We start from the raw sequence: 24,249 nt of genomic DNA, 5'->3' as shown, positions 1-24,249 counted from the left end.
CCACCTACCAGCGATAGGTCAGCGTTCCGAAGACGCTGCGGCGGAAGCCCTCGAAGACGTAGCCGGTGTAGAAGCCGGAGGTGAAGTAGCGCTGGTCGAACAGGTTGGTCGCGTTCACCGACAGGATCGCCCCGTTCCAGGCCGGGTCCAGCCGGGCGAGGTCGTAGCTGAGCGAGGCATCGACCAGGGCGTAGGCCGGGATGCAGTCGACATTGGTCGCGTCGGTGCGGGCGCCGACGTAGCGCACGCCGGCCCCGGCGCGGAAGCCGCCGAAGGGCGACCCGAGCGGGAAGGCGTAGTCGGCGAACAGCGAGAGGGTGTTGGCCGGGGCGTTGGCCAGTCGGTTTCCGACCAGGGCCGGGTTCGACGGGTTCTTCGTGACCTTCGTGTCGAGATGCGCGAAGCCGAAGATCAGGTTGAAGCCCTCGAACAGGCTGGCCTTGCCCTCGAGTTCGAAGCCCTTCGCCACCGCTTCGCCGGTCTGGATGAAGAAGCCCGGATTGAGCGGATCGGCGAGCGGGATGTTGGTCTGTGTGATCTCGAAATACGAGGCGGTGTAGAGCGCGTTGCTGCCCACCGGCTGCCACTTCACGCCGCCCTCGATCTGCTTCGCCTCGCGCGGGTCCAGCGCCGAGCCGTCGGCGCGCTGGCCCGCGATCTGCGGGTTGAAGGAGGTCGAGTACGAGACGTAGGGCACCACGCCGGCATCGAACTCGTAGCCGAGCGCGACGCGGTAGCTCAGCGCGGAGAAGCTCTGCTGGTCGACCGTGGTCCGGTTCAGGGTCGGGAGCGGCAGGTTGGGGAAGTTGAAGGTGGTGCGGATTTCCTGATCGACCCAGTCCTTGCGCACGCTGCCGGTGAAGATGAAGCCGTTCCACTTCATCTGGTCTTGGAAGTAGAGGCCGGTCTGCTGCTGCGTCGCGCGGGTGGCGACGTTCGTCCGCTGCGGGAAGGCGATGGCGAGATTGTAGACGGGATTATAGAGATCGATCAGCCGGTTGGCGGCGGCGGTCGGGTAGCCGAGCGGGAAGGTGCGCGTCGCGGCGGAGATAGTTCTGGAAGTCGACGCCGAAGGCGACGTTGTGCTGGATGCCCAGCGTGTCGAACACGCCTTCGACGTGGTTGTCGGCGAGCAGGCCCTGGCTCGACTGGTCGCGAAGATAGGGGAAGACCGAGACCGACTGGAAGCCAGCGGGCGTCAGGGCCGGCGAAGCCCCGACGGCATCGTATTTCGCCGTCGTCTCGTAGGCGCGGAAAGCCGAGTGGAACAGCCATCCCGGCGCGAAGGTGTGGTCGAGGATGTAGCCGATTTCCTTGTTTTCGAGGAGGCCGGTGTTGAAGTTCGGCTGGCCGACGAAGACGCCCCGCTCGTAGAAGCCGCGGGCGCTCGGAATGATGCTGCCGACGATCGGCAGGCTCTGTTCCGAACCGCCGCCGCGGAACTCGGCATACTTGGCGAGCAGGGTGAGCGAGGTGTCGGCGTCCGGCCGCCACGTGATCGCCGGGGCGATGAAGGTCCGGTCGTCCGGCGTGTAGCGGACTTGGCTGTCGGCGTTCCGGATCAGGCCGGTGATGCGGTAGGCGAACTGGGGCGCGCCCTCGACCGGTCCGGTCAGGTCGAAGCCCGCCTGGATCCGGCTGCGGTTGCCGCCCTGCAGGAAGACCTCGTTGAAGGGCGTGAAGGAGGGCCGCTTCGAGACGAGGTTGATGATGCCGCCCGGCTGGCCGGCGCCGTAAAGCACCGAGATCGGGCCCTTCACGACGTCGATGCGCTCGTAGGCGTAGGGCTCGACGTTCTGGTCGAACGAGTTGAAGCCGTAGCGCAGGCCGTCCTCGTAGACATTGTCGAAGTTGTTCGCGGTGAAGCCGCGCAGGGTAAAGGTCGGGCCGCCCTGGCCGCCGGGATAGTCGACCGCCTGGACGTTCGGCGTGTAGGCCACCGCCGTGTTGAGATCCTGCACCCCGCGCACGTCGAGTTCCTCGCGGGTGATGACGCTGACGGTGGCGGGGGTCTCGAGGATCGATCCGTTGCCCTTCGTGCCGGCGGTCGAGCGCGTCGCAACGAAGCCGGTCGTGCCGTAGGTCGGCTGCTGCCCCTCGACCGAGAGTTCTTCGAGCTGCACCGAAGCTTCCGCGGCGCCGACCGGCGTCGGCGTGTTCGAGGCGCCGCGCGGTTTCGAGGCTTGCGCCTGCGCTTGGCCGAGGGCGGCCAGGATCACGGACCCGGCGAAGCCGAACGCGAGAAGAGCGCGCACGGACACGTCCGCACGGAATGATGGGCGCAGATGCCTCATGGACGATCGACCGATCCGGCTCCCCGAAATCCTCGCGCGCCGGGACGCAAAGGTGTTACGCTGAGACCGCAAGATCAGGTGTGACGCAAACGCTATGTTATCTGACTGGAATAATTACAAATCTAAATCCGTTGACAACAGTTCTGGTGGGTGCGGCTAACGTCATCGAGGATAAAGGCAAATTCTCTATTGCACGCTGTTCGGTTGCCCGATCGCCGCCATGACGCGTCGCGGCCGGCCATGAGTGTTGCGCTGAGGATACAGGGACTTGACGCCAGGGGCCGCGGCGCGCAGGTGCGGCGGGGCTCAGCGGCAGGACGGCATGATCAAGCGGACCTTCAACACCGACGTCCCCAGCCACCGCAACGCCTACGATCTGTTCGACGGGCGCTGGGCGAGCGATCTGAGCGAACTCGTCCCCGATCTGCCGGTCGGCGGCGGCCTGCCGGGCTTCCGCGCCGATCCCCGCCCGCGGCAGGCGGCAGAAGTTCTCGGCCGCGACGGGCGCTTCGACGGCTACGACATCCTCGAACTCGGGCCGCTGGAAGGTGCCCATACCTGCCAGCTCGAAGCCCTCGGCGCCAACAGCGTCACGGCGGTGGAGTCGAACTCCGAAGCCTTCCTCAAGTCGCTCATCGTCAAGAACATCGCCGGCCTTACCCGCTCGACCTTCCTGCTCGGCGATGTCAGCCGGCACCTCGCCGCGCCGGGGCCGCGCTACGATCTGATCTTCGCCTGCGGCATCCTCTACCACATGTTCGACCCGCTCGAACTGATCCGGCTCGCCGCCGCCCGCTCCGACCGGCTGTTCCTCTGGACGCATTACTACGCGCCGCAGCCCCGCCTGAACCGGCACGTGCCGCGCCCGGTCGAGCAGGAGGGGATGCGGCTCACCCTCCACGAGTTGACCTACCGCGACCGCGGCCTTGCGACCTTCTGGGGCGGCAACCAGGGCAAGACCCGGTGGATGGAGCTGCCGGACCTGATCCGCGTGCTCGCCCATCACGGGCTGACCGAGACGCGTGTCATCGCGGACGCCCCCGACTTCGTGAACGGCCCGGCCGTGACGCTGGCGGCGTGGCGGCCCGGAAGCCCCGCGCCCGCTTGACCCGTCCCGCACGGGCTCCCTACACACCGGATACAGGCGCCGATCCAGCGGCGCCGGCACCGAAGTCGAAGAGAATGACCGAGCGCGTCGATCCGAAGAAGCTCATCAAGGGCGGCCTGCACGACTGGGAGGTCGTGATCGGCATGGAGATCCACGCCCAGGTCACCAGCCGCTCCAAGCTGTTCTCCGGCGCCTCGACCGCCTTCGGCGGCGAGCCCAACGATCACGTCTCGCTGGTCGATGCGGCCATGCCTGGCATGCTTCCCGTCATCAACGAGGAATGCGTCGCCCAGGCCGTGCGCACCGGTCTCGGGCTCAAGGCGCGGATCCACCACCGGTCGGTGTTCGACCGGAAGAACTACTTCTACCCGGACCTGCCGCAGGGCTACCAGATCTCGCAGTACAAGGACCCGATCGTCGGCGAGGGCGAGGTGCTGGTCGATCTGCCCGAGGGCGAGTCGATCACGGTGGGCATCGAGCGCCTGCATCTGGAGCAGGATGCCGGCAAATCCCTGCACGATCAGGACCCGACCAAGAGCTTCGTCGATCTCAACCGCTCGGGCGTCGCCCTGATGGAGATCGTCTCGCGACCGGATCTCCGCTCGTCGGAGGAGGCGAAGGCCTACGTGACGAAGCTGCGCACGATCCTGCGCTACCTCGGCACCTGCGACGGCGACATGGAGAAGGGGAACCTTCGCGCCGACGTGAACGTCTCGGTGCGCCGCCCCGGTGAGCCGCTCGGCACCCGCTGCGAGATCAAGAACGTCAACTCGATCCGCTTCATCGGTCAGGCGATCGAGGTCGAGGCGCGCCGCCAGATCGCGATCCTGGAGGATGGCGGCCGGATCGACCAGGAGACGCGCCTGTTCGATCCGGGCAAGGGCGAGACCCGTTCGATGCGCTCGAAGGAGGAGGCGCACGACTACCGCTACTTCCCCGATCCCGACCTGCTGCCGCTCGAATTCGATCAGGCCTACGTCGATCGTCTCGCCGCCGGCCTCCCCGAACTGCCGGACGCCAAGAAGGCGCGCTTCATCAAGGATTACGGGCTCTCGGCCTACGATGCCGGCGTGCTCGTCGCCGAGCGGGCGTCGGCCGACTACTTCGAGGCGGTGGCGCGCGGACGCGACGGCAAGGCCGCCGCGAACTGGGTGATCAACGAGCTATTCGGCCGCCTCAACAAGGAGGGCCGCACCATCGAGGACACGCCGGTCTCCGCCGAGCAGCTCGGGGGCATCGTCGATCTGATCGGCGAGGGCGTGATCTCCGGCAAGATCGCCAAGGACCTGTTCGAGATCGTCTGGGCGGAGGGCGGCGACCCGCGCGACATCGTCGAGGCCCGCGGCATGAAGCAGGTCACCGATACCGGCGCCATCGAGGCGGCGGTGGACGCGATCATCGCCGCCAACCCCGACAAGGTGGAGCAGGCCAAGGCCAAGCCGACCCTGCTCGGCTGGTTCGTCGGCCAGACGATGAAGGCGACCGGCGGCAAGGCCAATCCGGCCGCCGTCAACGCGTTGCTCAAGGACAAGCTCGGTATCGAATAGGCCGAGGGCCGTTGACGCGCTTATGCTCCGGGTGACGACAAGAACGTTCGCGCCGGTTCGAGGGTTTTCTTGCGATCCTTGAATCGGCGCCGAGCCAATTCATGAGACAATTTCCGACATTCCCCGCAGCCACCCCCTGTCGTTCGGGAAAAGCTCTTTTCGAGATTTGTGTCGAATCGCTACCCCTTATTGTCGGCTTTCGAACATAGGCGCTGTCTCGTCGAGTTTGGGGCGAAACTCTCGTTGTTCGGCGGTTTTGTGAGGCAGTCTTAACTTTAGGCTGGGATGCTCCGCCGCACTTCGTCGACCGCAACGGCATCGCGTTTCGGTCGGGCGCTTGCGGGGAAATCGAGCGATGACAGCGTCCCGTCCGGGGTCGACCAGCGACCGTGGAGCCGTGGCACCCGATCGGCCCGCTGCGCCGGAGGCCGGCCTGGAGGGCCACCTGGACACCCTGTGCCGCGCCGCCGCCGAACTCTTCGCGGTTCCGATGGCGATGGTCGCCCTCGTGGACGAGGATCGCTTCCGCTTCCGGGCCCGCTACGGCATCGCGGCGGAGGGCGTCGATCGCGAGGTCGCCTTCTGCAATCACACGATCCGGCGGCAGCGCGGGCAATCCCTCGTCGTGCCCGACCTGATCCGGGACCAGCGCTTCGTCGAGAACCCGCTCGTCGTCGGCGATCCCCATGCCCGCTTCTACGCGGGGGTGGCGATCGGCTCGACCTCGGGTCGCGTCATCGGCACGCTCTGCCTGATGGACCTGCAGCCGCGGAGCGACCTGTCCCCCGAGCGGCTGCGATCCCTGCATGAGCTGGCGCTCGTGGCCGAGGCCCATCTCCGGCTCGACGAGGCCCGGCTCGCGGCCGAGGCCGAGGCGACCGAGCGCCGGAATGCGGAGGCACGCCTCGTGGAGTGGGAGGCGGGCCTGCGCGCGATCCAGGCGGCGCACGCCATGGCCGAGCGCATCGCCGCCTTCGGGCATTGGCGGATCGATGTCGCCACCCGGACCATCACCTGGTCGGACGGGATCGCCCGGATCTTCGGCCGCAACAGCGCCCTCGACCCGCTGCCGCTCGACACCCATGTCGGCTTCTATCACCCGGACGATGTCGAGCGGGTCCGATACGCCATCGAAGAGGCCCTCGCGGGCCGCAGCCGGACGCTGGGGGGCGGCTACGAGCACCGCTCCCGTCTCCTTCGGCCCGACGGCGAGGTGCGGGTGGTGGCGGTGCACGGGGTCGGCGAGCACGACGATGCGGGGCGCCTCGTCTCGGTCTTCGGCGTGTGTCTCGACGTGACCGAGCTGGCCCGGTCCGAGCGGCGCCTGCGCGAGACCGGCGAGGTGATGCGCGCCACCCTCGAGGCGATGGACCAGGGGCTCGTGATGATCGGCCCCGATGGCCGGGTGCAGGTCCACAACCAGCGTGTCCGCGACCTCCTCGAACTGCCGGAGGAGGTCTTGCACGAGGGCGTCTCCTACGCGGAGGTCCGGCGCTACCTCGCCCGGCGCGGCGAGTTCCGGAACGCTCCGCCCGCGGGGCAGGAATGGCCGGAACGGGGCGATGCCCTGCCGGGGGTCCAGAGCTTCGAGGGCACGCGGCCCAACGGCACGATCCTGGAGGTTCGGCTCGCGCCCATGGCGGCCGGCGGCCTCGTCTGCACCTATACCGACCTGACCGAGCGTCGGAAGAGCGAGGCGGCCCTCCGCTCGGCCGAGGCGGGTTACCAGTCGCTGTTTCAGAACGCGGTGATCGGCGTCTACCGGGCGCGGCTCGACGGCAGCATCGTCCAGGCCAACCGGGCGCTGGCCCGGCTGCACGGCTACGGCGACGCGGCGGTGTCCCTGCCGGCCGGCGACTTCAGCCACGACTGGTATGTCGAGCCGGATCGGCATGCGGCCTTCCTGCGATGCCTGGACGAAGAGGGCCATGTCGAGGACTTCGTGTCCGAGGTCCGTCGCCATGTCGGCGGCGAGCGCATCTGGGTCGCGGAGACGGCCTGGGTGGTGCGCGACCCCGAGGGCCGGCCGATCTGGTTCGAGGGCACCGTCGCGGACGCGACCGAGCGCAAGCGCGCCCAGGCCCTGATCGAGCACATGGCCCGGCACGATACGCTGACGGCTCTGCCCAACCGCCGTCTGTTCCAGGAGACCCTGAGCCGCGAGATCGCGCGCGCGCGCCGCGACGGCGGCCGGGTCGCCGTGCTGTGCTGCGACCTCGACCGCTTCAAGGCGGTCAACGACACCTTCGGCCATCCGGCCGGCGACGCCCTGCTCTGCATCGTCGCCCATCGCCTGCGCGAGGCACTGCGGGAGGGCGACGTGGTCGCGCGGCTCGGCGGCGACGAGTTCGCCATCATCATGCCGGGGCGGGGGGAGCCCCGCCGCATCGCCGCGGTCGCGCGCCGCCTGATCGAGACCGTCGGCCAGCCGATCGATCTCGGCGGTCGCGCCACCACCGTCGGCGTCAGCATCGGCGTCGCGGTCTGGCCGAGACATGGCGACGGCGCCGACACCTTGTTCAAGAACGCCGACATCGCCCTCTATCGAGCCAAGGATTCCGGGCGCAACACCTTCCGGTTCTACGAGAGCGGCATGGATCTCGCGGTCGCGACCCGCAACCTGCTGGAGATCGACATGCGCGAGTCGATCCGCTCCGGCGGATTCGCGCTGCATTACCAGCCGATCTTCGGCCTCGCCGACGGTGCCCCGAGCGGCTTCGAGGCGCTGCTGCGCTGGGAGCATCCGGTGCACGGCCCGGTCTCGCCGGGCGACTTCATTCCGCTGGCGGAGGAGACCGGCCTCATCACGCAGCTCGGCGCCTGGGCGCTGCACGAGGCCTGCCGCGAGGCGGCCACCTGGCCGGGGGATCTGCGGGTCGCCGTCAACGTGTCCGCGGTGCAGTTCCGCAAGACCGGGCTGGAGCAGAGCGTCCTGCGCGCCCTCGCCTTCTCGGGGCTGCCGGCCGGGCGGCTGGAACTGGAGATCACCGAGAGCGTGCTGATGCAGGATTCGGACGCCGTGATCGGCTGTCTCCACCGCCTGCGCACCATGGGCGTGCGGATCGCGCTCGACGATTTCGGCACCGGCTACTCGTCCCTGAGCTACCTGTGCCGGTTCCCCTTCGACAAGATCAAGATCGATCGCTCCTTCATCCGCGGCATTGACGAGCCGGAGGCGGCGGCGGTGGTTCGGGCCGTGGTGGGCCTCGGCGAGCGCCTCGGCATGGCCATCACCGCCGAGGGCGTGGAGACGCCGGAGCAGCTGGCGCGGGTACGGCGCAAGGGCTGTACCGAGGCCCAAGGCTTCCTGCTCGGCAGGCCGCTCCCCGCTCCGGAGGCCAAGGCCCTCGTCGCGGGACAGGCGGCCGCCTGAGCCGGCGCGGGAGGCCGGGCGGACGGCGCCCTCCATCGAGGTCAGTCTCCGGGCCAATCCTGATCTCGGAAAGGTTCGAGCGTCCGCGGGGAAGACTGAAATTTAACAGTAGACGTGTATGAGCTTGCCCGTCGCGTCCTTGACCAGGTTTGGGTGATGATGCCGGGGCAGATGCAGCAGCGGGCGGATGCAAGTCTCGACCCGGCCCGGAGCTCCGCCCAATCCGCCTGGGAGGCGCTTGCCCGACACGGGCTGACGCCGTCCCCTCGAAACTACGAACTGCTGCACACGTTCTTCAGCGGCGCCAGCCCGCCGCTCACCGAACGCCTCGCCCCCTGCCTTCGCCCCGGCGGAACGCTGACGGAGGATCTGGCGAGCGCGCTCTACGACGCCTGCATCGCCGGGACCGCGACGGAGGTGCGCATCCTCGACGGGGCCGGTCGGCTGGCGGACGTGGCGGAAGCCCTGGCGGAGCGCGTCGCGGGCAGCCGGACCGCGCTCGCGGGATACGGGGACGCGCTGACCCACTGGTCCGGCCGCCTGATCGCGCGACCGACGCCCGACGAGCTCATGACGGCGCTCGTCGCCCTGATCAGCGAGACCGAAGCGGCGCAGACCCGCAATCGGCTGCTCGAGGAGCAGCTCTCGGCCTCCGCCGGACACATTGCCGAGCTGCACCGGGATCTCGTCGAGACGCGGCGCGCGGCGGCGACCGACGCCCTGACGGGACTGGCCAATCGCAAGGCCTTCGACGGGTTTCTGCGCGACTCGATCGCCCGGACCCGGGCTGACGCCGGCAGCACCTTCTCCCTCATCCTGCTCGACATCGACCGCTTCAAGGATCTCAACGACCGGCACGGCCACCGCTTCGGCGATCAGGTGCTGCGGCTGGTCGGGCGGCTCCTGTGCGAGAAGACGACCGTGCGCGACCTCGCCGCGCGCTACGGCGGCGAGGAATTCGCCATCGTGCTCGGCGAGGCCGGCATCGGCGCCGGCGTCGCCCTCGCGCAGGAGATCTGCGGCCGGCTGCGCGCCCAGCGGCTGGTCAAGCGCGGCTCCGGCGACGTCGTGGGACAGGTGACGATCTCGGCCGGCGTCGCGCAGTACCGGCCGGGCGAGGCCGCCCACGACGTGGTCGAGCGGGCGGACCGCGCGCTCTACGAGGCCAAGCGGACCGGCCGCGACTGCGTCTGCCCCACGCCGCAGGCCGCGGTCGCCTGACCGCCCGCGCCGATCAGCGGAAGTCGGTCGGCGCGAGGCCGTAGCGGGCGATCTTGTCGTAGAGGGTTTTTCGCGGGATGCCGAGGGATTCCGCGGCCAGCCGCACGTCGCCGCCGGCCATGATCAGCTCCTCGCGGATCAGGCCGCGCTCGAACCGCTCGACCTGCTCGGACAGGCTGGGGGCCGCCGCCGGAGGCGCTTCCGGGGCGCTCTGACCGGAGAGGCCCAGGGCGCAGCGCTCGGCGAAATGGTCGAGTTCGCGCACGTTGCCCGGCCAGGCATGGCGCAGGAGATGGTCGCGCATCGCCGCCGTCACGGGGGGCGCCTCGCGCCCGAACCGGGCCGCGGCGCGGGCCAGGAAGTGCTGGAACAGCAGCAGGATGTCCTCGCGCCGCTCGCGCAAGGGGGGGATCGCGACGGTGACGACGTTGAGGCGGTGGTAGAGGTCGTCGCGGAACGTGCCGGCGGCGGCCTCCTGGCCGAGATCGACCTTGGTGGCCGAGACGACGCGCATGTCGACCGGCCGGCGCTCGTTGGTGCCCAGCGGCTCGACCACCCGCTCCTGCAGCACCCGCAGCAGCTTCACCTGCAGCGCCAGCGGCATGCTCTCGATTTCGTCGAGGAACAGCGTGCCCCCCTGCGCGTGCTCGATCCGCCCGACCCGGCGCTTCAGGGCACCGGTGAAGGCGCCGGCCTCGTGGCCGAACAATTCGCTTTCCACCACGCTGTCGGGCAGCGCGCCGCAATTCATCGCGACGAAGTTCTTCGATGCGCGCCGGCTCCAGCGGTGCAGGGCGTTCGCCACCACCTCCTTGCCCGACCCGGTCTCGCCGAGAACGAGCACGTCGACGTCGGCGCCGGCCACGTCGCGCACGAGGCGGCGGAGCGCGACGATCTCCGGCGAGACGCCGAGGAAGGCGGGGTCCTCCTCGATCGCCGCGTCGAGCTGGGCGTTGAGGCGGCGGTTCTCCAGAACGAGGCGGCGATGGTCGAGGGCGCGCCGCACCGAGCCCATCAGCGCCTCCGCCGGATAGGGCTTGGCGAGGAAGTCGTAGGCGCCCGCGCGCATCGCCGCGACCGCCATCGAGATGTCGCCGTGGCCGGTGATGAGGATCACCGGCAGGTCGGCATCCACGGCGCGGATCCGCTCGAACAGGGCGCGCCCGTCGAGCCCCGGCAGGCGCACGTCGGTGACGACGACGCCCGGCGGCTCGGCCCGGATCGCCGCCAGGGCGGGCTCGGCCGCCTCGAAGGTCTCGACCCGGAAGCCGTCGAGTTCGAGGCTCTGCCGGTTGGCGCGCCGCACGTCCTCCTCGTCGTCGATGAAGACGACCCGCTCGGAGACGTCGTGGGAGCCGGGATCGGACGGGCTGTTCGGCTCGCTGCTCATGTGGACTCCAGGCTTGCGACCGGGCTCGCGACCGGTGCGTCGTCCGGTGCGACGGCCCGTGTCAGCTCCATCCGGAAGATCGTGCCGTCGGCGTCCGAGCGGAGGCCGAGCGTTCCGTCGCATTCCTCGACGATGCCGCGGCAGATCGCCAGACCGAGGCCGAGCCCTTCGGATTTCGTGGTGAAGAACGGATCGAACACCTGCGCCCGGACCGCCTCCGGAATGCCCGGTCCGTTATCAGCGACCTCGACGGCGACCCGCTCCTCCGTCGCCTCGATCCGCAGGGCGACCCACGGCTCGGGGCGTCCGGTCACCGCGTCGAGGGCGTTCTGCAGGAGGTTGACGACCACCTGTTCGAGGCGCGGCCCGTCGCCGAGCACGGCGAAGTCCGGGGCCACGGACGGCACCTTGAGGGCGATGCCCGCCTGCGCCGCGCGCCAGGAAACCACTTCGAGGCTTCCGCGCACGATGTCGGCGAGCCGCACCGGTTCGCGCCGGCCCGAGGCGCGGCGCGCGAAGCCCTTGAGCTGGCGCGTCAGGGTGCCGATGCGCTCGGTCAGCCGGCCGATCGCTGAGACGTTCTCCGCCGCGTCCTCGACACGCCCGCGGCGCACGAGGATCGCGGTGTTGTCGGCGTAGGAACGGATCGCGGCGAGCGGCTGGTTGATCTCATGGGCCATGCTGGCAGCGAACTGCCCGAGTGCGGCGAGCCGCCCGGCCTGGGCCAGTTCGCGCCCCATCCGCTCGCGCTCGGCCTCGGCCCGGCGGCGCTCCTCGATCTCCGCGACGAGCTGTCGGTTGGCCTCGCTGAGCGCCTGCGTGCGCTCCGTCACCCGGGCTTCCAGCTCTTCGCGCCGGGTCGCTGCTTCGGCCAGGCGCGTTCGCATCCGGCGCCGCCGGCCCAGCAGCGTGGCGAGCCCGGCCCAGGCGAGCCCGGTCGCCAGCAGGGCGATGACCCGGCCCTGCGCCCGCTCGCGCTGGACCGCGGCGGCGATGGGCGTGAGGGTGTGCAGGCGCCACTCGGTGCCGGGGATCGGGGCGTCGAGCATCAGCGCCGGCCAAGCGGGTCTGGCACCGCCGCCGACCCGCACGAGGTCGCCGGCATCCGATGCGGCGTAGACCGGCAGGGGCTGCAGCGGCGCCTCGCCGAAGTCGAGCGCCTCCCGGATGCGCTTGCGCTCCGCCTCATCGACGGTGCGGGAGGCCCTGAAGCGCCAGCTCGGCTCGCTCGCTACCAGCACGATGCCGCGGGGATCGGTGACGAACACCCTCTCGTGGCTCGCGCGCCAGGCCGCCTCGATCGCATCGAACTCGATCTTGACGACGACGACCCCGGCGGCCTCGGGCAGCCTGCGGGCAAGGTAGTAGCCGGGCCGGCCGCTGACCGTGCCGAGGGCGAATTGCGAGGCGGAGCCGGCCGCCATCGAGTCCCTGAAGTAGGGTCGAAACCTGTAATCGCGGCCGATGAAGCTCCTCTCCGCGCCCGCATTGCTCGCGGCGATCGTCACGCCGTCGCCGCGGATCACGTAGATCACCGCCGCGCCGGTCGCCTCAGCGATCTGCGCGAGGCGCCGGTTCACCCCCTCGACGAGACCGGGTTCCGGCGTCGGCGCCACGACGCGGGCAATCTCGGGGTCCGCGGCGAGCGCGAGGGGCAGCGAACTCTGCGTCTGCATCTCGGCCCGGAACGCCGCGACCTGCAGCCCGAGCGACGTGGAGGCCGCGCGCCGCAGGTCCGCAAGGGCCCACCGTTCCGCCACCCGTCCGCCGAGCCAGCCCGCCAGCACCAGGACGGCCAGCCCCGCCAGCACGACGACGGCGCGGCGGTACTCCGTCGCGGTGGGCGAGGCGGGCACGATCACGTCGCCGGGCCCTGTGCGGAATTCCGGAACGCCGGATTGCCGCGCGTGCGGATCACCGCAACGGGCGACGGGACGCGATCCGTGAGCGGGGAGGAATTATCATTCATTTCAACGCTTTAACGAAAAGTTATCGGCATTTTCGAACTGGCATGCCGGTTGCCATTCCCCGGTCGAAACGCAGCCATGACCAAACTGCAGAGCTGTGTGCCGAAGGGCCAAAAGCAAGAGCGGACGGTGTCGGGAACCCCTTGAGGGTGCCCCCGGCGGACCGATCCGGCGAGACCGTCCACCGCTGCGACAGGGAGAAACGCCCATGGCCACCGTGCCGTCCCCGCTGACCGCGCCCCACGCGCCGTCCGCGCCCAAGCCCATCTACCGTACGCTCTACTTCCAGGTGCTGGTCGCCGTCGCCATCGGCATCACCCTCGGGCATTTCTACCCGAAGCTCGGCGCCGACATGAAGCCGCTCGGCGACGCCTTCATCAAGCTCGTCAAGATGATCATCGCGCCGGTGATCTTCCTCACCGTGGTCTCCGGCATCGCCGGCATGACCAACCTGGAGAAGGTCGGCCGCGTCGGTGGCAAGGCGCTCGCCTACTTCCTCACCTTCTCGACGCTGGCGCTGATCGTCGGCCTCATCGTCGCCAACGTGCTCCAGCCGGGTCACGGTCTGCACATCGACCCGAACTCGCTCGATCCGAAGGCGGTCGCGACCTATGCCGGCAAGGCGAAGGAGCAGAACATCGCCGACTTCCTGATGAACATCATCCCGACCACCGCGGTCGGTGCGTTCGCGGGCGGCGAGATCCTTCAGGTGCTGTTCTTCTCGGTGCTGTTCGGCTTCGGCCTCGCCTTCCTCGGCGACCGCGGCAAGCCGGTGCTCGACATCATCAAGGTGCTCTCGGAAGCCGTCTTCGGCGTCGTCAACATCATCATGAAGGTCGCCCCCATCGGCGCCTTCGGCGCGATGGCCTTCACCATCGGCAAGTACGGCATCTCCTCGCTCGCCAACCTCGCCTACCTCGTCGGCGCCTTCTACCTGACCTCGGCGATCTTCGTCCTCGGCGTGCTCGGCGCGGTCGCCCGCTACAACGGCTTCTCGATCCTCAAGCTCATCCGCTACATCAAGGAAGAGCTGATGCTGGTGCTCGGCACCTCCTCCTCGGAGTCGGCCCTGCCCTCGCTCATCGAGAAGATGGAGCGCGCCGGCTGCTCGCGCCCCGTGGTCGGCCTCGTCGTCCCCACCGGCTACTCGTTCAACCTCGACGGCACCAACATCTACATGACGATGGCGGCGCTCTTCATCGCCCAGGCCACCGACACCCCGATCACCTTCGGCGAGCAGATCCTGCTGCTCCTCGTCGCCATGCTCTCCTCGAAGGGCGCGGCGGGCGTGACCGGCTCCGGCTTCATCACGCTGGCCGCGACGCTCGCCGTCGTCCCGTCCGTGCCGGTCGTCGGCATGGCGCTGATCCTCGGCATCGACCGCTTCATGTCGGAGTGCCGCGCGCTCACCAACTTCATCGGCAACGCGGTGGCCTGCATCGTCGTCGCCCGCTGGGAGGGCGAGGTCGACGAGGACAAGCTCCGCGCCGCGCTGGCCGGCAAGCCGGTCGCCGAGGTGGGTCCCGCCCCGGTCCCCGCCCTGCAGCCGGCCGAGTGATCCGGGCAGGAGGGCGCACCGTCCTGCGTCCTCCGTCCGGTATGGGAGCCGCGGCAGCCGGACGACGGCTGTCGCGGTTTCTCGCTTTCTGAGGCCGTCCCCAGCCTCTATCGTCCGGCGCGTCGCGGCGAGGTTTCGGGATTTGGGGAGGAAGCGCCATGCTCACGGGACGCTGCCATTGCGGGGCCATCACCTACGAGATGTCCGCGGAGGTGGTGCACAACGTGCTCTGCCACTGCGCGGATTGCCGGCGCCATGCCGGCGCGCCGATGGTCGGCTGGGCGATGGTCCCGGCCGAGCGCGTGACGATCTCCGGCGAGCCCTCGGTCTACGCCTCCTCCGAGCACGGGCGTCGGCATTTCTGCGGCCGCTGCGGCACCGGCCTGTTCTACGTCAACGAGCAGACGCTGCCGAGCATGATCGACGTGCAGACCGGCACCCTCGACACGCCGGAGGCCCTGCCGCCGCAGGCGCATATCCAGACGGCCGAGCGCATCGCCTGGATGGATGAGGCGCACCGCTTGCCGAGCTTCGAGCGGTATCCGTCGGCCTGACGCGTCTTCCAGGAGAGCCGGAGGGATTTATAAACAATCAAATGTTGCATTGGCTCGACGCCTCTGCGATGCAGGAGGCGCCGATCGGCGCTTCCTCGCCCGTCAAGAGCCCGTCATGCCGGCTGCGCCGTGGCCATTGCTCGAGATCGCTGTCGCACCGACGTCCAAGGCCGGCCGGAGCAGCCTGCGCGGCGCCCTGCTGGGACTGATGCTCCAGAACCCGGAACTCGATTTCTCGACCGATGCGGCGGCGGACCAGTTCATCCTCAAGGCGGTGACCGAGACCTGTCTCGCCACCGCCGTCGAGCGTCTCCGATCATGCCCCACCGCGTTCCACTTCGGTCAGCCGCAAGTCGCCTACCGTGAGACGTTGACCCGACGGCGAGAGATCGACCACACGCACAAACGCGTGCCCGGCGGCCGAGGCCAGTTCGCTCGCGTAAAACTCCTGTTCGAACCGAACGCGCCCGGAGCCGGCTCCGCCTTCGAATCGAAGATCAACGAATCGACCCTGCCGGGAGACTACGTCCGCGGTGTCGAGAAGGGTCTCCGATCGGTGCGGATGGCCGGCGTCCTCGCCGGTTTTCCCGTCATCGACGTCAGGGCTGAACTGATCGACGGCGCCTCTCACGCCATCGATTCCTCGCCGCTCGCCTTCGAGATCGCCGCCCGCGCGGCGTTCCGGGAGGCGCTCCAGGGCAACTCCGTGCTCTTGGAGCCGGTCATGGCGGTCGAGATCGCCGTGCCGGAGCGATATGCGGACGGGGTCGTGAGCGACCTGCGAGCGCGCCGCGGCCTGATCGGGGACAGGAGCGCGCGCGGCGGCCTGAGCGTCGTCACAGCGACGGTGCCGCTCGCCGAGATGCTCGGTTTCGGTTCGCGCCTGCGCACCGTGGCGGGCAGCGACGCCCACGTCGCGATGGCGTTCAGCCACTATGCCCCGGTGCCGGCGGCGGATCGCGACCCACCGCCGGCGGACGCCGCGCTGAGGGCGTAGGGATCGTCCGCGCGAAAAAAATCAGAACACGGACAATCGTCGGTGCAGCCGGGCGAGGAAGCGCGTCCGCATCTGCTCGGTCGCGCCGTCCATGCCGGTGAGCGCGATCCAGTCGAGCCGGCAACGCGGGGCGCAGAGCGGGCGGATGCCGAAGCGGAACAGCCGCCAATCGGGCCAGCCGACGAGCCAGAGCAGCCAGCGTGGCGAGCCGTAGGTCGTCACCACCGCGATCTTGCGGATGTTGGTGAGGCGCGGCTGAAGCACCTTCGCCCCGCCCAGGGCGAAGGCGACGCCGGGGAGCCAGACCCGGTCGAACCAGCCCTTCAGCATGGCCGGCGGCCCGAACCACCAAGTCGGGTAGACGAGGACCAGAGCCTCGGCCCGGCGCAGGGCGGCGATGTGGCCGGCGAGATCCGGCCGCTCGGCGCTCTCGTCGTAGTAGGCGCCCCGCTCCCGCGCGCTCAGGCGCGGGTCGAAGTTCTCCGCGTAGAGATCGATCGTCTCGACCGCGTGGCCGGCGGCTTCGAGCGCCGAGGCCGCCGCCTCGCGCAGGGCCGCGTTGAAGCTGTCGGGCCGGGGATGGCAGTGGACCAGCAGGACGCGCATTGGGTCAGGGGGCGGGCGCGCCCGCCGCCCGCACCCGGTCGAACAGCGCGGCGTCGGCGTAGCCGTCGGGCACGAGGCCCTTCGCCGCCTGAAAGGCGCGGATCGCGGCGCGGGTCTTGGGACCGATCTTGCCGTCGGCGCCGCCGACCGGATGGCCGAGGGCGGACAGCCGGGTCTGGAGGTCGGTGCGCTCCTCGGTCGAGAGCATGCGGTCGCCCCGTGGCCAGTCGCGGGTGAAGCCGGGCGCGCCGCGCAGTCGGTCCGAGAGATGGGCCACGGTGAGCGCGTAGGCGAGCGCCGTGTTGTAGCGCAGGATCACCCGGAAGTTCGGCTCCAGCAGGAAGGCCGGCCCCTTGGCGCCGGTGGGCAGCAGCAGGACGGCGCGGCGCTCCGCACCGTCGGGGAAGGCGCCGCCGGCCGGCTTGAGGCCGAGCGTCCGCCACTCGGCGAACGGCCGCTCGGTGGTCTCGTCGGCGAGCCGGTAGTCGAAGCCGTCCGGCAGAAGCACTTCGAGGCCCCAGCCCTCGCCCGCGCGCCAGCCGGATTGCTTGAGGAAGTTGGCGGTCGAGGCGAGCGCGTCGGGCACCGCGTGCCAGATGTCGCGCTTGCCGTCGCCGTCGAAATCGACCGCGTGGCGCAGGAAGGCGGTCGGCATGAACTGAGTGTGGCCCATCGCGCCGGCCCAGGACCCGCGCATCCGCTCGGCGTCGGCATCGCCGTCGGCGAGGATTTTCAGGGCCGCGACGAGCTCGTCGCGCCACAGGCCGGGGCGGGCGGGATCGCCGCAGGCGAGCGTCGCGAGCGCCGGCACCACCGGGCGGATGCCGGCTCCTTCGAGCGCCGCCCCGTAATTCGATTCGACGCCCCAGAAGGCGACCAGGATGTGCCGGTCGACGCCGTAGGCCGCCTCGATCCGCCCCAGCACCTCGGACCATTCGGCGAGCTTGGCCTGCCCCGTCGCGATCCGCTCCGGCGTCACGCTCGCCTCGACATACTCCCAGACCGGTTTGACGAACTCGGCCTGGGACTGCGTCGCGGGCACCACCGCCGGGTCGGGGGCGATCCCCGACAGGGCGGTCTCGGCCACCGGCCGCGGCACGCCGCGCTCCTCGGCGAGCGTCTTCAACCCGCCGACGCAGCCCGCGAAATCCGGCGACGCCGCAGCGGCCGGCGCCTCGGACCGCACCGGGCTCGCGCCGGCGAGGGTCAGGATGGCGAGAAGGAGTGCTCTGGCTGAGGGCCGCATGGGGGAAGCCTTACCATGTCTCCGGCCGATCGGCAGGCCGGCGCGGAGGGTTCAGCTTCCGAAGGCGCTCGCCCGGGCAAAGGCCGCGGCGAAGCCCGAGAGCGGCACGGTGATGATCGTGGGCTCCTTGGCGTCCGGCTTCGTCGCCGAGATCGTGAGGTTCGTCGCCGTCTTCATCGTGTCGGTGGCGAGCGTCGGCAGGCTGACCGGCACGAGGCAGCCGTCGCTGACGCAGAACGAGAACGGCGCGCCCTTGCCGAGTTGCCGGTCGTCGAGCTTGAACGAGACGCCGGGCTCGATCTGCAGACCGAACGGCATCAGGATCAGGCCCTCGCTCTTGCCGTCCTTGGGCGGACGAAGCTCCATGCTGAACAGCCGCTTGCCCGTGCGCCGGTCGCCCTGGGACTGGATGATGACGCAGTCGGTCCGCGCCTCCGCGCGGTTGCAGTTCATGGTCCAGTCGCCGTAGCTCTCGCTGACGGAGCTGGCGCCGGCCGGCCAATGGGCGGAGCCGGAGGACGCGGCGGGCTCCAGCACGGTGCCGGACGAAGCGGGGGGCGCCGGCTCCTTCGCCGTCTCCTTGTGCTCTTCCTTCTTCGGAGCCGGCTTGCGCGGGCGCGGTTTCGGCTTGGCGGCGGGCTCCGCGGGGGCGGCCTCGGGCGCGGCGTCCTCCTGCGCCGTGGCGAGGCCCGGCCATGTCAGGACCATCGATCCGGCGAGCAGAAGCGCGGCGGCAGACGCGGTTCCGCGGGAAAGAGGCGGCATGGTCGGGCTCCAGAGGGTGTCGTCCGGGGGCGCCTAGCCCCGCTTGCGAAAGGATGCAATTGCATCGACGCCGCACTGCACTGCGACGATGACATTTGCGGTCAAGTCTGGAATCGTTCCACGAAATTAAGGACAATATCCCGGATGACGGCGGGATTATTGTGCAAGGAAAGAGGCTCCAAGCGCTGATGACCAGCATCTTCGACCACGCCCCGCGCGACGCCAGCGGCGTGCCGCATCCTCTGGCGCAGTATCGCGGCAAGGTGCTTCTGGTGGTCAACACCGCCTCGAAATGCGGGTTCACGCCGCAATACGAGGGGCTGGAGGCGCTCTGGCGCCGGCATCGCGCCCGCGGCTTCGTGGTGCTCGGCCTGCCCTGCAACCAGTTCGGCGCGCAGGAGCCGGGCGATGCCGCCGCCATCGAGCAATTCTGCTCGCTCACCTACGACGTGACCTTTCCGGTCCTCGCCAAGGTGGAGGTCAACGGACCGGGGGCCGACCCGCTCTACGTCGATCTGAAGCGGGCGAAGCCCGGCCTGCTCGGCACGCAAGGCATCAAGTGGAATTTCACGAAGTTCCTGGTCGGCCGCGACGGCCGGGTGATCGACCGCTTCTCGCCCTCGACGAAGCCCGCGGCCCTGGAGGGCGCGATCGAGCGGGCTCTGGCCGAGCCGGGCGGGTCGATCTCACCGCCCTGACCGAACCGCCGGACCCGGATCGATCGCCGGCAGTTCGCCCGGCGGCAGGCCCGGCGCGGCGGCGGCCACCTGCGGGGCGTCGACGCCGCGGGCGCGGTTGGCGAGCGCCACGGTCAGCTTCTCGGCGGGCTCGGATCCCATCAGGGCCAGCACCTCGGCCATCTTGCGCGGGTTCATCGCCATCACGATCGGCACCAGCGTGTCGAGGCTCAGGCGGTCGAACACCCGGGCCGCGTCCTTCGGCTTCATCGTCTCGTACATCGTGACGATGCTCTTCATCCCTGCCTTCTCGGCCTCGGTCCGGCGGGTTCCCTCCGACCCGGCCTTGTCCTCCACGCCCTTCAAGTCGGCCACGCCGGTCTCGAGCTTGCGCTCGGCATCCTTGAGCATCTGCTCGCGCAGATCGAGTTCCTCTCCGCGGTGCTTGAGAGTCTCGCGGCGGGCGGCGAGCTTTTCGAGAATCGCCCGCTCGCTCTCCGAGACCGGTTCCGGCACCTGCGGCTGGTAGACCGGCGGCGGAGCGGGCTCCGCCTTCTTCGGCGGCGCCGAAACGGAGCCGGTGGTCGTTGGGTCGGTCGGCTCGTAGTTGGTCCGCGCCTTGGCCAGCACCCGGGCGAAATCCGGCAGCGGCGTGCCGGGCGGCGCCGGGTCCTCGGCCAGCAGGGCCGTGAGCTTGAGCACGAGAAGCCCGATCGCCGCCAGGGTCACGGCGTCGATCAGGCGCAGCCGGAAGGGGCGCGCCGGAAGGCTCGCGAGGCGTGCGAGTCGGCGCGCCGGCAGAGTCATGCGGCCCTGGCCCGGAGACGGTCGAGGGCGCGCTCGGACAGCGCCTGGGCGGCGGCGAGGGCCGCGCCGACGCGCTCGCCGTTGCCGCCGGTGGGGGCGGTCTCGACTGCAACCGGGCGCGGCCCGGCGGGCGGACCAGCGGACGACGCGGCGGGCGCGGCCACGGTGGCGGTCCGCGCCTGACCGACGATGGCCGCGATGCGGCTGATGACGCTCTCACCCGCCTGGACGTGGGCGACGAGGTCCGTGCTGGTGCGATCGGCGGCGGCGAGGCGTTCGGTGAGCGTCCGGTCGCACTCGTCGAGGGTCGCCCGCAGGCCCGCGATGGCACGCTCGGCGGTCGCGCTCGCCACCACGAGGTCGCCGATGGTGGAGCGCAGGGCCGTCTCGTCCGCCTTGAGCCGGCTGATGCGCCGCGACAGCTTCACCGAGGAGACGATGGTGGCGACGAGCAGCACGGCGACGAGGACATCCGCGGCCATCGAGACGAAGAAGGTCATCATAGTCTGCCCGCCGCTCAGCCGTCGTTTCGGTTCTGCATGGAGATTTCGTAGGCCTGCAGCGTCGTGCGCGACTGCCGCAGGGGCCGGGCGACCTGCACCGCGATGGCGTCGTCGATCCGGCCGATCCTCCCTTGGGTCAGCGCCCAGTCGCCGCAGCGCACGGTGATCAGGTCGGAGGGCTTGCGGTCGAACATCAGGGTGTCGCCGACCTTGAGATTGAGAACCTTCTTCAGCGGCAGCGTCACCTCGTGCAGCACCGCCTCCATCTCCACGTCCGCCTGCCAGATCTCGGTGGCGAGGTGGCTTTCCCACACCTGATCGCGCCCGAGCCGCTCGCCCATGAAGCTCTGCATGAGCAGGTCGCGGATCGGCTCGATCGTCGCGTAGGGGAACAGGATCTGCATCCCGCCGCCGCGCCCGTCCATGTCGAGCTTGAGCGTGATCAGGATGGCGGCGTTGCCGGGCCGGGTGATGGTGGCGAAGCGCGGGTTGGTCTCGATGCGGTCGATGCCGAACCGCACCGGCGAGAGCGGCTGGAACGAGAGTTCGAGGTCGGTGAGGATGATCTCGACGAGGCGGCGCACGAGGCTCATCTCGATCGTGGTGAAGGGCCGCCCGTCGAGCCGGCTCGACGAGCCGCCGCGCTTGCCCCCGAGCAGGAGGTCCATGGTCGAGTAGGCCAGCGTCTGCTCGACGGTGACGAGGCCGGAGCCCTCCCAGGAATCCGCCTTGAACACGCCGAGCAGGGTCGGGAGCGGGATCGCGTTGAGATAGTCGCCGAACCGGACCGAGGTGATGTTGTCGAGGGTCACCTCGACGTTGTCCTGGAAGAAGTTGCGAAGGCTGGTCGACAGCAACCGGATCATCCGGTCGAAGACGATTTCCAGCATCGGCAGGCGTTCGTACTGGACGACGCCCGAATCGACGATGGCGCGCACGCCCCCCGCGCCGGAGGCGGAGAGCTCGCGCAGCGAGAAGCCGAGGACGCCGTCGATCTCGTCCTGGTTCAGGATGCGGTCGTTGCCGGCGAGTTCGGGGAGATTCTCGGTCTCCCCGTCCTCGATCATCGTCGCCCATTCGGCGGCGACGTCGCCCGCGCTCTTGGTCGTGCCCTGCTCCGCGAGCGCCGCGCCCCATTCCTCGGCCAGCGACGCGTCGCCGCCCTCGGCGCCCTGCTCGGCGAAGGCGGCCGCCCAATCGTCGTCCAGCTCGTCCTCGGGGCCGGTCATGCCTGTCGCGCGCTCGCGTCTGTCTTCAGCGTTCGGGGTCGGAGGGAAGCGGGGCCGGTCACTGGACGATCACGTCCTTGAACAGCACCGCCTCGGCCTTGGTCGGATGCAGCGCGATGTTGACCCGCCGCAGCAGCTCCTCGCGCAGGCGGTACAGGCCGGTCGAGCCGGCCAGGTCGCTCGCCCGGATCTCGCGCAGATAGGTCTGGAAGGCGTCCTCCACCCGCGGCATCAGCGGCTTGACGGTGGCCTCGACCTTGGCGTCCTTCAGTTCCAGCGCGACGCGCAGCTTGAGCACGTTGGCCTTGGTCGCACCCGGATCGGGGCTGAGGTTGACCATCATGTCGCGCATGTCGAGGAACACGGCCTGCGCCTTCGGGTCTGCCTTCTCGGCCGCGTGCTCGCCGTGGGCGTCGGCATGCGCCCCCCGGCCCTTCATGAAGAAGAACCCGCCCCCGCCGCCGCCGAGCAGCAGCACCGCGGCAGCGGCGATGATGATGAGCTTCTTCTTGGACTTCGGCGCTTCCGCCGCGCCCTCTTCGCCCTCGGCCGCGGGCGCCTTCTTCGGCTTCTTGGCCATGTGATGCTCGTCGGCAGACCGGATCGGGACGATGGGGCGGGGCCCGCGCGCGAGGCGCAATCCCCTGTCCTCCCTTGTCTGCCGACGTGGTTAACCCACGGTTAAGCCGGCAGAACTTGCCGGGTCGGACTTGCCGCCGGTCCGGGGCCGACCGGTGCCGCGGCACAGGGGAAATCGCACCAAGTCACTGTCCGTTAAGGTAAAAACGAGTGGGCCCGACTTGGCACGGCCCCTGCGGTGGAGGGAGCGAACCCGTCGCCATCCGAGGCACCCCATGCAGAACGCGCTCTTCGTCGGAGTCTCCGCTCAGGCCGCGCTCGCCCGCGAACTCGACGTCATCGCCAACAACATGGCGAACGTCTCGACCACCGGCTTCAAGGCGCGCTCCGCCCGCTTCCAGGAATACCTGATGCCGGTGGCCTCCGCCGACAGCTTCCAGCGGACCGACCGGCGCCTCTCCTACGTCATCGACCAGGGCACGCCCCTCGACCTCTCGCAGGGGCCGGTGGAGCCCGACGGCAACCCGATGCACGTGGCCCTGCGCGGCGACGCCTTCCTCGCGGTCCAGACGCCGCAGGGCCCGCGCTTCACCCGCAACGGCGCCTTCGAGCTCGACGCGCAGGGCAACCTCGTCACCTCGGACGGCTACGCGGTGCAGGGCGACGGCGGCCCGATCACCATCGGCCAGCAGGAGACGGGCCTCGCCATCGCGCCGGACGGCACGGTCTCGACCAATCTCGGCATCCGCGGCCGGCTGCGCCTCGTCACCTTCGCCAACCCGCAGGCGCTCAAGTCGGAGGGGGCCAACCTATTCTCGTCCGACACGCCCGCGCGGCCCGCCGGTCCCGGCGCGCATCTCGAGCCCGGCGCGCTGGAGCGCTCCAACGTGAAACCGGTGGTCGAAATGACCCGGCTGATGGACGTGAACCGCACCTACACGATGGTCTCGAGCGTGATCTCGCGCCTCGACGACCTGCGCGGCACGGCGATCCGTCGCCTCGCCGACGTCGCCTAACGCCCTGAAGGAACACCCCGATGCGCGCCCTCTACGCCGCCGCCACGGGCATGGCGGCCCAGGAACTCAACGTCCAGGTCATCTCGAACAACATCGCGAACCTGCGTACCACCGGCTACAAGCGCCAGCAGGTGCATTTCCAGGATCTGCTCTATCAGAACCTGCGCCGCTCCGGCTCCTCGACCTCGGACCAGAACACGATCCTGCCGGCCGGCCTCGCCCTCGGCTCGGGCGTGAAGACCACTTCGACGGCCCGCGCCATGACCCAGGGGCCGCTGGCGCAGACGGACAAGGACTACGACGTCGCGATCCGCGGCGAGGGCTTCTTCCGCGTGCGCCTGCCCGACGGGCGCACCGCCTACAGCCGCGACGGTTCGTTCGACCTCGACGCGCAGGGTCAGCTGGTGACCCGCGACGGCTACCTGCTCGATCCCGGCGTGACGGTGCCCAACACCGCGACCTCGGTGACGATCTCGGCCACCGGCGCGGTGCAGGCGACCCTGCCGGGCCAGACCGCGCCGCAGGCGCTCGGCCAGTTCCAGCTCGCCCGCTTCGTCAACAAGGTCGGCCTCGAATCGATCGGCGACAACCTGTTCGTGGAGACCGCGGCGTCGGGCCCCGCCATCACCGGCCTGCCGGGCTCGGAAGGCTTCGGCAACCTGCAACAGAACTACCTCGAAGAGGCCAACGTCAACGCGGTCACCGAGATCTCGTCGCTGATCGCGGCGCAGCGCGCCTACGAGATGAACTCGAAGGTCGTCACCGCCGCCGACCAGATGCTCTCCACCACCTCGCAGATGTTCCGCGGCTGA

The 24,249-nt window shown here is 69.9% G+C and carries 21 protein-coding genes; 10 read left to right on the top strand and 11 right to left on the bottom strand.

From position 1 onward, the window contains the following. Nucleotides 1-4: 4 nt before the first annotated feature. Nucleotides 5-991 carry a TonB-dependent siderophore receptor gene (locus ABS772_RS11060; RefSeq protein ID WP_350394531.1) on the bottom strand — a complete coding sequence of 329 codons (987 nt, stop codon included), beginning with the start codon at nucleotides 989-991 and terminating at the stop codon, nucleotides 5-7. Further along, on the bottom strand, nucleotides 978-2,255 hold the full coding sequence (locus ABS772_RS11055; protein WP_350394487.1) for a TonB-dependent siderophore receptor: 1,278 nt from the start codon (nucleotides 2,253-2,255) through the stop codon (nucleotides 978-980). Before ABS772_RS11055 ends, ABS772_RS11060 begins: the two co-directional genes overlap by 14 nt. Before the next feature lie 361 nt (nucleotides 2,256-2,616). Here ABS772_RS11055 and ABS772_RS11050 point away from each other — a divergent pair, with 361 nt between their 5' ends. From ABS772_RS11050 to ABS772_RS11035, 4 genes are all read left to right on the top strand, one after another. Then, nucleotides 2,617-3,402 (top strand): class I SAM-dependent methyltransferase, encoded by a 786-nt coding sequence (locus ABS772_RS11050; protein WP_350394485.1) that lies wholly within the window; start codon nucleotides 2,617-2,619, stop codon nucleotides 3,400-3,402. A gap of 74 nt (nucleotides 3,403-3,476) precedes the next feature. After that, nucleotides 3,477-4,949, top strand: a complete 1,473-nt coding sequence (gene gatB, locus ABS772_RS11045) for an Asp-tRNA(Asn)/Glu-tRNA(Gln) amidotransferase subunit GatB (protein ID WP_350394484.1) — start codon at nucleotides 3,477-3,479, stop codon at nucleotides 4,947-4,949. A gap of 397 nt (nucleotides 4,950-5,346) precedes the next feature. Further along, on the top strand, nucleotides 5,347-8,322 hold the full coding sequence (locus tag ABS772_RS11040) for a bifunctional diguanylate cyclase/phosphodiesterase (protein ID WP_350394482.1): 2,976 nt from the start codon (nucleotides 5,347-5,349) through the stop codon (nucleotides 8,320-8,322). A gap of 156 nt (nucleotides 8,323-8,478) precedes the next feature. Beyond that, nucleotides 8,479-9,543 (top strand): GGDEF domain-containing protein, encoded by a 1,065-nt coding sequence (locus tag ABS772_RS11035; protein WP_350394480.1) that lies wholly within the window; start codon nucleotides 8,479-8,481, stop codon nucleotides 9,541-9,543. A 13-nt stretch (nucleotides 9,544-9,556) separates the two neighbouring features. On the opposite strand, the gene ABS772_RS11030 is transcribed toward ABS772_RS11035, so the two are convergent. Together ABS772_RS11030 and ABS772_RS11025 are read right to left on the bottom strand one after the other, a co-directional pair. Beyond that, a complete protein-coding gene (locus tag ABS772_RS11030; RefSeq protein ID WP_350394477.1) occupies nucleotides 9,557-10,933 on the bottom strand; it encodes a sigma-54-dependent transcriptional regulator in 1,377 nt (458 codons plus the stop codon). Then, nucleotides 10,930-12,795: a sensor histidine kinase gene (locus tag ABS772_RS11025; RefSeq protein ID WP_350394475.1), complete on the bottom strand. Its 1,866-nt coding sequence runs from the start codon at nucleotides 12,793-12,795 to the stop codon at nucleotides 10,930-10,932. The genes ABS772_RS11030 and ABS772_RS11025 overlap by 4 nt, the downstream gene beginning before the upstream one ends. Before the next feature lie 313 nt (nucleotides 12,796-13,108). Here ABS772_RS11025 and ABS772_RS11020 point away from each other — a divergent pair, with 313 nt between their 5' ends. From ABS772_RS11020 to ABS772_RS11010, 3 genes are all read left to right on the top strand, one after another. Then, nucleotides 13,109-14,458 (top strand): dicarboxylate/amino acid:cation symporter, encoded by a 1,350-nt coding sequence (locus ABS772_RS11020; protein WP_350394473.1) that lies wholly within the window; start codon nucleotides 13,109-13,111, stop codon nucleotides 14,456-14,458. Between the two features lie 158 nt (nucleotides 14,459-14,616). Then, nucleotides 14,617-15,012: a GFA family protein gene (locus tag ABS772_RS11015; RefSeq protein WP_350394471.1), complete on the top strand. Its 396-nt coding sequence runs from the start codon at nucleotides 14,617-14,619 to the stop codon at nucleotides 15,010-15,012. Between the two features lie 115 nt (nucleotides 15,013-15,127). After that, nucleotides 15,128-16,009: a translation factor GTPase family protein gene (locus ABS772_RS11010; RefSeq protein ID WP_350394469.1), complete on the top strand. Its 882-nt coding sequence runs from the start codon at nucleotides 15,128-15,130 to the stop codon at nucleotides 16,007-16,009. A gap of 21 nt (nucleotides 16,010-16,030) precedes the next feature. Here ABS772_RS11010 and ABS772_RS11005 read toward each other — a convergent pair whose 3' ends face one another. Genes ABS772_RS11005 through ABS772_RS10995 form a run of 3 tightly spaced genes read right to left on the bottom strand, consistent with a single transcriptional unit; the run spans nucleotide 16,031 to nucleotide 18,626 of the window. After that, a complete protein-coding gene (locus ABS772_RS11005; RefSeq protein WP_350394468.1) occupies nucleotides 16,031-16,615 on the bottom strand; it encodes an NAD(P)H-dependent oxidoreductase in 585 nt (194 codons plus the stop codon). 4 nt (nucleotides 16,616-16,619) lie between these two features. Further along, the gene (locus ABS772_RS11000) at nucleotides 16,620-17,861 is read right to left on the bottom strand and encodes a lytic murein transglycosylase (RefSeq protein WP_350394466.1); all 1,242 of its coding nucleotides are present in this window, start codon (nucleotides 17,859-17,861) and stop codon (nucleotides 16,620-16,622) included. Between the two features lie 51 nt (nucleotides 17,862-17,912). Then, on the bottom strand, nucleotides 17,913-18,626 hold the full coding sequence (locus ABS772_RS10995) for an invasion associated locus B family protein (protein ID WP_350394464.1): 714 nt from the start codon (nucleotides 18,624-18,626) through the stop codon (nucleotides 17,913-17,915). Between the two features lie 188 nt (nucleotides 18,627-18,814). Here ABS772_RS10995 and ABS772_RS10990 point away from each other — a divergent pair, with 188 nt between their 5' ends. Further along, nucleotides 18,815-19,324: a glutathione peroxidase gene (locus tag ABS772_RS10990; protein ID WP_350394462.1), complete on the top strand. Its 510-nt coding sequence runs from the start codon at nucleotides 18,815-18,817 to the stop codon at nucleotides 19,322-19,324. Here ABS772_RS10990 and ABS772_RS10985 read toward each other — a convergent pair. From ABS772_RS10985 to fliL, 4 genes are read right to left on the bottom strand one after another with little or no spacing between them, the layout of a single operon-like run. After that, nucleotides 19,313-20,110, bottom strand: a complete 798-nt coding sequence (locus ABS772_RS10985) for a MotE family protein (protein WP_350394460.1) — start codon at nucleotides 20,108-20,110, stop codon at nucleotides 19,313-19,315. The genes ABS772_RS10990 and ABS772_RS10985 overlap by 12 nt on opposite strands. Next, nucleotides 20,107-20,613 (bottom strand): DUF6468 domain-containing protein, encoded by a 507-nt coding sequence (locus tag ABS772_RS10980; RefSeq protein WP_350394458.1) that lies wholly within the window; start codon nucleotides 20,611-20,613, stop codon nucleotides 20,107-20,109. The genes ABS772_RS10985 and ABS772_RS10980 overlap by 4 nt, the downstream gene beginning before the upstream one ends. 14 nt (nucleotides 20,614-20,627) lie before the next feature. Further along, entirely contained in the window at nucleotides 20,628-21,842 is a 1,215-nt protein-coding gene (gene fliM, locus ABS772_RS10975; protein ID WP_238256916.1) for a flagellar motor switch protein FliM, read from the bottom strand. A gap of 58 nt (nucleotides 21,843-21,900) precedes the next feature. After that, nucleotides 21,901-22,422 (bottom strand): flagellar basal body-associated protein FliL, encoded by a 522-nt coding sequence (gene fliL / locus ABS772_RS10970; protein WP_350394455.1) that lies wholly within the window; start codon nucleotides 22,420-22,422, stop codon nucleotides 21,901-21,903. 274 nt (nucleotides 22,423-22,696) lie between these two features. On the opposite strand from fliL, the gene flgF reads away from it, so the two are divergent. Next, a complete protein-coding gene (gene flgF, locus ABS772_RS10965; RefSeq protein WP_238256914.1) occupies nucleotides 22,697-23,437 on the top strand; it encodes a flagellar basal-body rod protein FlgF in 741 nt (246 codons plus the stop codon). A 20-nt stretch (nucleotides 23,438-23,457) separates the two neighbouring features. After that, nucleotides 23,458-24,249 carry a flagellar basal-body rod protein FlgG gene (flgG, locus tag ABS772_RS10960; protein ID WP_238256913.1) on the top strand — a complete coding sequence of 264 codons (792 nt, stop codon included), beginning with the start codon at nucleotides 23,458-23,460 and terminating at the stop codon, nucleotides 24,247-24,249.

This window comes from Methylorubrum podarium (genome assembly GCF_040270385.1).
In the GTDB taxonomy this organism is placed as follows: Bacteria; Pseudomonadota; Alphaproteobacteria; order Rhizobiales; family Beijerinckiaceae; genus Methylobacterium; species Methylobacterium podarium.
The sequence above is the reverse complement of the archived record's forward strand: the minus strand, read 5'-3'. Positions and strand labels throughout refer to the sequence as shown.

Bases quoted from the DNA above. Each gene is read 5' to 3' on its own strand.
- ABS772_RS11030 (WP_350394477.1), bottom strand. From the start codon at position 10,933: ATGAGCAGCGAGCCGAACAGCCCGTCCGATCCCGGCTCCCACGACGTC.
- flgF (WP_238256914.1), top strand. From the start codon at position 22,697: ATGCAGAACGCGCTCTTCGTCGGAGTCTCCGCTCAGGCCGCGCTCGCC.
- ABS772_RS10990 (WP_350394462.1), top strand. From the start codon at position 18,815: ATGACCAGCATCTTCGACCACGCCCCGCGCGACGCCAGCGGCGTGCCG.
- fliM (WP_238256916.1), bottom strand. From the start codon at position 21,842: ATGACCGGCCCCGAGGACGAGCTGGACGACGATTGGGCGGCCGCCTTC.
- fliL (WP_350394455.1), bottom strand. From the start codon at position 22,422: ATGGCCAAGAAGCCGAAGAAGGCGCCCGCGGCCGAGGGCGAAGAGGGC.
- ABS772_RS10995 (WP_350394464.1), bottom strand. From the start codon at position 18,626: ATGCCGCCTCTTTCCCGCGGAACCGCGTCTGCCGCCGCGCTTCTGCTC.
- ABS772_RS11000 (WP_350394466.1), bottom strand. From the start codon at position 17,861: ATGCGGCCCTCAGCCAGAGCACTCCTTCTCGCCATCCTGACCCTCGCC.
- ABS772_RS10985 (WP_350394460.1), bottom strand. From the start codon at position 20,110: ATGACTCTGCCGGCGCGCCGACTCGCACGCCTCGCGAGCCTTCCGGCG.
- ABS772_RS11010 (WP_350394469.1), top strand. From the start codon at position 15,128: ATGCCGGCTGCGCCGTGGCCATTGCTCGAGATCGCTGTCGCACCGACG.
- ABS772_RS10980 (WP_350394458.1), bottom strand. From the start codon at position 20,613: ATGATGACCTTCTTCGTCTCGATGGCCGCGGATGTCCTCGTCGCCGTG.
- ABS772_RS11035 (WP_350394480.1), top strand. From the start codon at position 8,479: ATGATGCCGGGGCAGATGCAGCAGCGGGCGGATGCAAGTCTCGACCCG.
- ABS772_RS11005 (WP_350394468.1), bottom strand. From the start codon at position 16,615: ATGCGCGTCCTGCTGGTCCACTGCCATCCCCGGCCCGACAGCTTCAAC.
- ABS772_RS11015 (WP_350394471.1), top strand. From the start codon at position 14,617: ATGCTCACGGGACGCTGCCATTGCGGGGCCATCACCTACGAGATGTCC.
- ABS772_RS11020 (WP_350394473.1), top strand. From the start codon at position 13,109: ATGGCCACCGTGCCGTCCCCGCTGACCGCGCCCCACGCGCCGTCCGCG.
- flgG (WP_238256913.1), top strand. From the start codon at position 23,458: ATGCGCGCCCTCTACGCCGCCGCCACGGGCATGGCGGCCCAGGAACTC.
- gatB (WP_350394484.1), top strand. From the start codon at position 3,477: ATGACCGAGCGCGTCGATCCGAAGAAGCTCATCAAGGGCGGCCTGCAC.
- ABS772_RS11050 (WP_350394485.1), top strand. From the start codon at position 2,617: ATGATCAAGCGGACCTTCAACACCGACGTCCCCAGCCACCGCAACGCC.